At 72.3% G+C, this 6594-nt stretch carries 7 protein-coding genes and 1 pseudogene; 6 read left to right on the top strand and 2 right to left on the bottom strand.

Going from position 1 to position 6594, the window contains the following annotated elements; all coding sequences use genetic code 11:
* Window positions 1–213 precede the first annotated feature (213 nt).
* The gene (locus tag Q0444_RS08360) at window positions 214–804 is read left to right on the top strand and encodes a hypothetical protein (protein WP_299022916.1); all 591 of its coding nucleotides are present in this window, start codon (window positions 214–216) and stop codon (window positions 802–804) included.
* Here Q0444_RS08360 and Q0444_RS08355 read toward each other — a convergent pair.
* The gene (locus Q0444_RS08355; protein ID WP_291083472.1) at window positions 791–1246 is read right to left on the bottom strand and encodes a GntR family transcriptional regulator; all 456 of its coding nucleotides are present in this window, start codon (window positions 1244–1246) and stop codon (window positions 791–793) included. The genes Q0444_RS08360 and Q0444_RS08355 overlap by 14 nt on opposite strands.
* Window positions 1247–1248: 2 nt before the next feature.
* The gene (locus Q0444_RS08350; RefSeq protein ID WP_291083475.1) at window positions 1249–2346 is read right to left on the bottom strand and encodes a CaiB/BaiF CoA-transferase family protein; all 1098 of its coding nucleotides are present in this window, start codon (window positions 2344–2346) and stop codon (window positions 1249–1251) included.
* 339 nt (window positions 2347–2685) lie between these two features.
* Between Q0444_RS08350 and Q0444_RS08345 the strand changes: the two genes are divergently transcribed.
* From Q0444_RS08345 to Q0444_RS08325, 5 genes and pseudogenes are all read left to right on the top strand, one after another.
* A complete protein-coding gene (locus Q0444_RS08345) occupies window positions 2686–3411 on the top strand; it encodes a hypothetical protein (RefSeq protein ID WP_299022913.1) in 726 nt (241 codons plus the stop codon).
* A 108-nt stretch (window positions 3412–3519) separates the two neighbouring features.
* A complete protein-coding gene (gene purT / locus Q0444_RS08340; protein WP_299022911.1) occupies window positions 3520–4800 on the top strand; it encodes a formate-dependent phosphoribosylglycinamide formyltransferase in 1281 nt (426 codons plus the stop codon).
* A 53-nt stretch (window positions 4801–4853) separates the two neighbouring features.
* Window positions 4854–5417, top strand: a complete 564-nt coding sequence (locus Q0444_RS08335) for a DUF1648 domain-containing protein (RefSeq protein ID WP_299022908.1) — start codon at window positions 4854–4856, stop codon at window positions 5415–5417.
* A 186-nt stretch (window positions 5418–5603) separates the two neighbouring features.
* The gene (locus tag Q0444_RS08330) at window positions 5604–5984 is read left to right on the top strand and encodes a hypothetical protein (protein ID WP_291083487.1); all 381 of its coding nucleotides are present in this window, start codon (window positions 5604–5606) and stop codon (window positions 5982–5984) included.
* Window positions 5962–6594, top strand: a pseudogene (locus tag Q0444_RS08325) (hypothetical protein); the annotation flags it as partial. The gene Q0444_RS08330 and the pseudogene Q0444_RS08325, both read left to right, overlap by 23 nt.

Genomic DNA, 6594 nt, shown 5'->3' with positions numbered 1-6594 from the left:
CCTCGAGCAACCCCGCACGGACCTCGAGCAACCCCGCACGGACGTCGAGCAACCAGGCCGGTGCCCGACCGGACGCGCCGAGGCCAACCGCGCCGGTAACGGTTGAGGTGTCAATATCCCAGAAATCGGATGAGGGGATTGTTATTGATTTCGCGGTGCCGCATGGTGTTGACACGGCCCAGTGGCCGTGACCCACCTCCGAAAGGGCGTCTCATGCACCGTCCAGTCACCGTTGGCGCGTCACTACTCGCGTCGGCGCTCATCGCCGTGATCGCCCTGCCAGGCGTAGCCACGGCAACTCCCGAGCCTCCGACCTACACGGTGGTCTTCGACAGCCCGAGTGCCCTCTCGGTCGAGGGACGAGGAGCCACGACGGCCGTCTCGTACGCCAACGATTCCGGTCGGGTGCTGGAGTGCTTCGCGGTCGCGGGCGATCCGGTGCTCATCGGCCAGCTGTACGACGACGCGATCGACAGGGGCGCGGACATCGGCAGGCCACTCTCGGAGGAGTTGACCGCCGCGACGTCGGAACTCGGGCTCGCGGGCCGGCTCGACCTCTACGGCGGAGTCGTCGTCGACGGCGCTACCGAGGTGCTCGGGCCGCGAACCGATGAACTCTTTCCCGACATTCACCTGACGGACGGCTCGTTTGCCTCACAGGCCTACAGCGAGTGCTGGGACTTCAGTAATCACTACCTCGAGATCGAGAGGACCGCGCCGGTCGATCTCCTGGGATCCGTCGAGAATCTCCTCGGCTCCCCGTGGCTGTCCGGGTCGCTGGGCCTACCCGTCACGGTTGCCTGACGAAGGCGTTGCGTACGGCCTCGACCGCGTCGTCGACTCCGAAGCCCGCCCCCGTCGCCAGGTCCGTGAACTCCTCGGCGGCGCGGGCCAGCACCGCCGACGGCAGATCGGCCGCCGCGACGAAGGTCCCCGAGCGGCCGCGGCCCTCCAGGACCCCGGCCTCCTCGAGTTCGCGGTAGACCTTCGCGGCGGTGTTGGCGGCCACCCCGACCTGGTCGGCGAGAGTCCGGACGGCGGGCATCCGCGTTCCGGGGGTCAGCAGGCCGCGCCGGACCGCCTCGAGGATCTGCCCCTTGAGCTGGCGGAACGGGGGATCGGCGGAGGCCGGGTCCACGCCGAGAACCACCCCGGCCACCCGGGAGCCGCCGCCGGTGGGGCGGGAGCCGCCGCCGGCGCGCGGGTCCTCGCCCGGCGCAGCGGCGGTGGCCCCCGGCTCGCTCATGCTCAGGCCCAGACCTGATCGATCGCGGTCGCCTCCCGCGGCGGCGCGGCCGGGACGGCGGGGGCCGGGGTGCGCGAGAACCGCGGGGCGGGCGCGGGCCCGAGGTCGCCGGCCACCTCGACGAAGGTCTTGCGGGCGGCGTTGTGCGGGTGGTCGAGGGCCTCGGTGTAGGTCAGCACCGGGGTGGTGCACGCGTCCGTGCCGTAGAACAGCTCGGCCCACTCGTCGCGCGGCTTCTCGGCGAACTTCCCGGCGATGATCTCCCGCAGCTCGTCCCAGCGGTCGAGGTCGAACTGGCCCGGCATGCCCTCGCCGTCGATCCCCAGCAGGCGGGCGAACTCGGCGTAGAACTGCGGCTCGAGGCAACCGACGGCCATGAACTTGCCGTCGGAGCAGGTGTAGACGTCGTAGAACGGGAACCCGGTGTCCAGCATGTTGGTGCCGGCGACGTCCGACCACTGGTCGCGGGCGCGCATGGCCCACTGGAACTGGCCCAGCACGGAGGCGCCGTCGGTCATGGCGGCGTCGATGACCTGGCCCCTGCCGGAGGTGGCGCGCTCGATGATCGCCGCGAGGATGCCCTGGATGAGGAACATCGAGCCGCCGCCGAAGTCGCCGACCAGGTTGAGCGGCGGCACCGGGCGCTCGCCCTTGCGCGCGGTGGCGTTGAGGTGCCCGGTGAGCGAGATGTAGTTGAGGTCGTGTCCGGCGGTGTGGGCGAGCGGCCCGTGCTGACCCCAGCCGGTCATGCGCGCGTAGACCAGGCGCGGGTTGGCCTCGAGGCACTCGTCCGGGCCGAGGCCCATGCGCTCGGTGACCCCGGGACGGAAGCCCTCGACCAGGACGTCGGCCTTGGCGATGAGGCCGCGGACCTGCGCCAGTCCGTCGTCGCTCTTGAGGTTGGCCTCGACCACGGTCCGGCCGCGCCGGGTGATGTGGGCCCAGCCGTCGACGGAGTTGGCGAGCTCGCCGGGGCGCATGACGGTCACGACGTCGGCGCCCAGGTCGGCGAGCATCATGCAGGCGTGGGGGCCGGGGCCGATGCCGTTGAGTTCGACGACGCGGATGCCGGCGAGGGGGCCGGAGGAGGCAGTGGTCACAGGTGTGCCCTTTCATGTGGCTTTCCCCACACCGTATCGCCCCGAGTGCCCACAGGGCCCGCGGAGGTGAGCACCGTCAGCGATGCCGCCGTGATCACGGCGGATGGTGACGCCGCGATGCCCCCCGACGGGGCCATCCCGCAGGCCATAATGGAGAAACACTTATGTTGACTTATTTAATTTGGGTACGGCGTTTCCTGAGCGCCGGGCAGTGGCACCGCAGAAGGAACTGCGGGGCTCTCACTACGGCAAGGAGTTCATATGGCTACATTCAAGCGACTCGCTGCAGGTGCATCCGCCCTCGCGCTCGCCTCCGGAGCTGTGTTCACAGGAGCCGGAATGGCCGGGGCTCAGGGTTCGTCCGAGATCGCGTCCGCTGTGATGCTGTTTTCCGCTGGGCTCAACGGTGCGGTGAAGGTCACCCCGAATGAGACGGGTGGACCGACCGTCACCTACACCAACGGGGGCACGGTCGACCAGCGTTGCGTGGGCTTCACGGCTCCGTTCTCGTCGTTCATCGAGAGCGGCATCGACGGAGACGACCAAGTGAAGTTCAAGGCCGGGCTCGAGTTCATCGAGGCCGAAGGTGGAGTATCGCTGCTCCGTGCCGACGCGTCGGGCGATCCGGAGGCGATCGCGGACCCGAACCCCGACGACGACGAGGATCTGTACAACTCGATCATCGGTGTGCTCTATGCGTCCCCCGGTGACGGCGTGCTCGTCGAGAAGGGCGAGTCGGTGACGTGGACCGCGACCGCGCCGACCTCTGATCAGCCGTCGATCGCCATGGTCACCTGCAACACGCCGGGTGCGCCGCAGGGCAGTGACCCGTTCAGCATCGGCATCGACAAGCAGGTCGTCGCGGACGCGCTCAACGATGTCCTGCCCGGTGGCTCGATCGGTGTGGGCAGCGTGACCGGTGGCAGCGTCGAGATGGCGGCGACCGTGGTCGGATCGCTCGGCGCGGCCAGCTCGGACGGCAACTCGGCGACGGGTTCCGGCTTCAGCGAGGCCGGCAGCAACAGCAACGACGAGGGCACGGTCGGCGTGGAGACGATCAACTGACCGACCTTCGATGACTGATCCCCGGGCCCGGCACCTCCATGGTGCCGGGCCCGGCGGTCTGTTCGGCCGCGTTCCGCCCGTCGCCGCAGGTCTACTAGCGTGATGCCCATGACCGCCGCTCACGATCCCCTCGCCCCTCCCGTCGTGCACCGCTTCGGCACGCCCGGCTCGGACGGCGCCACCCGCGCGATGCTGCTCGGCTCGGGCGAGCTGGGTAAGGAGGTCACCATCGCGCTGCAGCGCCTGGGCGTCGAGGTGATCGCGGTGGACCGCTATGCCGGGGCGCCCGCCCACCAGGTCGCGCACCGGGCCCACACCATCGACATGACCGACGCGGCGGAGGTGCGCCGCGTGGTGGAACTCGAGCGGCCGCACGTGATCCTGCCCGAGATCGAGGCCATCGCCACGGCCGCGCTCGCGCAGATCGAGCAGGACGGGCTGGCCCGCGTGGTGCCCACCGCCCGGGCGGTGCAGCTGACCATGGACCGGGAGGGCATCCGCCGCCTCGCCGCCGAGGAGCTGGGCCTTCCCACCAGCAGGTACGCCTTCGCCTCCTCGCTGGAGGACCTGCAGGAGGCGTGCGCCGAGATCGGGTTCCCGTGCCTGGTCAAGCCCACCATGTCGTCGTCGGGCAAGGGCCAGTCCTCCCTTCGCGGTCCCCAGGACGTGGAGGCCGCCTGGGACTACGCGCAGTCCGGCGCCCGGGTCGCGGGGGCGCGCGTGATCGTGGAGTCGTTCGTCGACTTCGAGTACGAGATCACCCTGCTCACCGTCCGCAGCGTGGACCCCGACACGGGCGAGATCCGCACCGACTTCTGCGAGCCGATCGGCCATCGCCAGGAGCGCGGCGACTACGTGGAGTCGTGGCAGCCGCAGGCCATGACGCAGGACGCCTACGACTCGGCCCGCTCTGTCGCGGCCCGGATCACCGGCGCGCTCGGCGGGGTGGGCGTGTTCGGCGTGGAGCTGTTCGTCAAGGGCGTCGACGTCTACTTCTCCGAGGTCAGCCCCCGCCCGCACGACACCGGTCTGGTGACCCTTCGCAGCCAGGTGCTCAGCGAGTTCGAGATGCACGCCCGCGCGGTCCTCGGCCTGCCGGTGGTCACGACCATGGCCAGCCCGGGCGCGTCCGCGGTGATCTACGGCGGCACAGGGATCGGGCCGGACGCGGGAGAGGGCGGGACGGCCCAGGGTGGGATGGTCGAGGGCGTCGGATTCGAGGGTGTCGCCCGCGCGCTCGCGGTGCCCGAGTCCGAACTTCGGCTCTTCGGCAAGCCGTCCGCCAGCGAGTTCCGGCGCATGGGCGTGGCCGTGGCGACCGCCGAGGACGTCGAGCTCGCTCGCGAGCGGGCCCGCGAGGCGGCCTCGCGCGTCACGGTGGTGAGGTAGGGGCGGGGCGTGGTGATGGTCATGCCGCGGAGTGTGCCCCACGGGTCCGACATATGACGACGACGAGGAGCCTCACCGACGACGCCCGCGATCTGCCGCGTGAGCCGACCGCCCCGTGGATCCTGGTGCTGGTCGCGGGACTGGTGGTGGTGTGGCTGGCCGTGCTGGCCTGGCAGGTGGCCGTCCTGCCGGATCGGGTGCCGACGCATTTCGACAGCGCCGGCCGCGCCGACGGCTGGTCGAGCAGGGCGGGAGCGTTGGCCTCGTCCCTGCTGTTGCCGCTGGTCATAGCGCTGCCGCTGCCGCTGCTGTCGCGGCTCGCGCTGCTGTGGCCGGCGGCGATCAGCGCGCCGAACCGCGACTGGTGGACGGCCACCGCGCCGCGGCTGCGGCGGTTCGAGCGGCTGCTCCGCGAGGACCTGTGGCTGATCGCCGCCAGCATGATTGGCGCGCTGATCGGGGTCCAGGTGGCGATCACCGACGCCGCGGTGGCGGGCGCCGACTCGCTGCCGTCGGCGTACTCCCGGGGCCCGCTGATCGTCGCGGCGGTGGGCATGGGGTTGGTGCTGGTGCGCGTGCTGGGCGGACGCTACGCGGCCCAGCCGGATCTCGCCTGAACCTGCCCGACTCGGCCTGACCCGGTCTAGCCCGGTCTGACCCGCCTCCGGGCCTCCCGTGCGGGCTGTGGATGGTCGTCCACCCCATCCACAGCCCGCGCCGGCGGGACCGATTCCGTGGCCCGCCGCCCCTAGCGTGTGTTCCCGAGCGGCTCGACCGATCCGCGCCGGAGGGGGGAGTGGTCGATGGAGGGGACGGGACCGGACGCGGGGGCGTGGGGCGCGAGGCAGGGTCGGGTGGCGTCGGCGTTGCTGGCGTTCGAGCAGGTGGCGGTCGGGGCGGAGGCGGCCCGGGTGCGCGAGGCCGGGGCGCGGATGGCGGAGCAGGCGGGGGAGCTGGTCGCGGCGCTGGAGGTGGCGTCGGCGGCCGCGGCCGGGGTCCAGATCGGGCAGCAGGGGCTGCTCACGGGCCCCGCCCTGGCGGAGTGCGCGGCGCTGCTGGCACGGCGGGCGCGGGACTGCGCGGTGGAGACCGACCGGATCGGCGACGCCATGACGCGCGCGGCGGGCCTGCTGGCGGACGCCGACGGGGAGGTGGCCCGCGATGTCGGAGGCGCGGCGGGCTGAGGAACTGGTCATCGCGGTGGACGCCGCCGAGTCGCGGGCTGCGGTGGTGGGTCGGGAGACCGCGGACACGGCGGCCGACCTCGATGCGGTGGCACGACGACTCGGCGGGGGCGCGGCAGCCGGCGGCGGGTGGTTCGGTCACGCCGGGTCCCGCGCGCGCGGCCGGGTGGGGGACGCGGCCGCCGAGGCGCGGATGGTCTCGGGCGCGTGCCTATTCTTGGCCGACGTCCTCCGGGTGGAGGGGTCGAGGCTGGCGCGGGCGCTGGTCTGTTGGGGCGACGACGACCAGGTGAGCCCCGGCACGGGCGACACGGCGGCGGTCGAGGAAGCCGATCGCGCGCTCACAGTGCGGCTTCGCGAGGCCGCCGACTCGCTCGCCGGGTACGCCGACGCCGCCACTCGCCCGTGCATCGACCTGTCCGGGTCGACCGGCGACGATCCCCGGGACGTCGCGGCGCTGTGGCATTCGCTCGGCCCGGCCGATCGCGAACGGCTCGCCCGCGACCACCCGGACCTGGGGTCGGTGGCGGGGGTGGCGTCGGCCACGCGGGACGCGCTCAACCGGACGCGCCTGCGCCGGCTCCTCGGCGCGGGCCGGGCCGGCGCGGGC

The sequence above is a fragment of the uncultured Dietzia sp. genome, from assembly GCF_937873725.1.
GTDB lineage: Bacteria > Actinomycetota > Actinomycetes > Mycobacteriales > Mycobacteriaceae > Dietzia.
This window is presented reverse-complemented; position numbering and strand designations above follow the sequence as displayed.

Coding starts and splice junctions, on each gene's coding strand:
- Q0444_RS08360 (WP_299022916.1), top strand. CDS start 214: ATGCACCGTCCAGTCACCGTTGGCGCGTCACTACTCGCGTCGGCGCTC.
- Q0444_RS08355 (WP_291083472.1), bottom strand. CDS start 1,246: ATGAGCGAGCCGGGGGCCACCGCCGCTGCGCCGGGCGAGGACCCGCGC.
- Q0444_RS08345 (WP_299022913.1), top strand. CDS start 2,686: ATGGCCGGGGCTCAGGGTTCGTCCGAGATCGCGTCCGCTGTGATGCTG.
- purT (WP_299022911.1), top strand. CDS start 3,520: ATGACCGCCGCTCACGATCCCCTCGCCCCTCCCGTCGTGCACCGCTTC.
- Q0444_RS08335 (WP_299022908.1), top strand. CDS start 4,854: ATGACGACGACGAGGAGCCTCACCGACGACGCCCGCGATCTGCCGCGT.
- Q0444_RS08330 (WP_291083487.1), top strand. CDS start 5,604: ATGGAGGGGACGGGACCGGACGCGGGGGCGTGGGGCGCGAGGCAGGGT.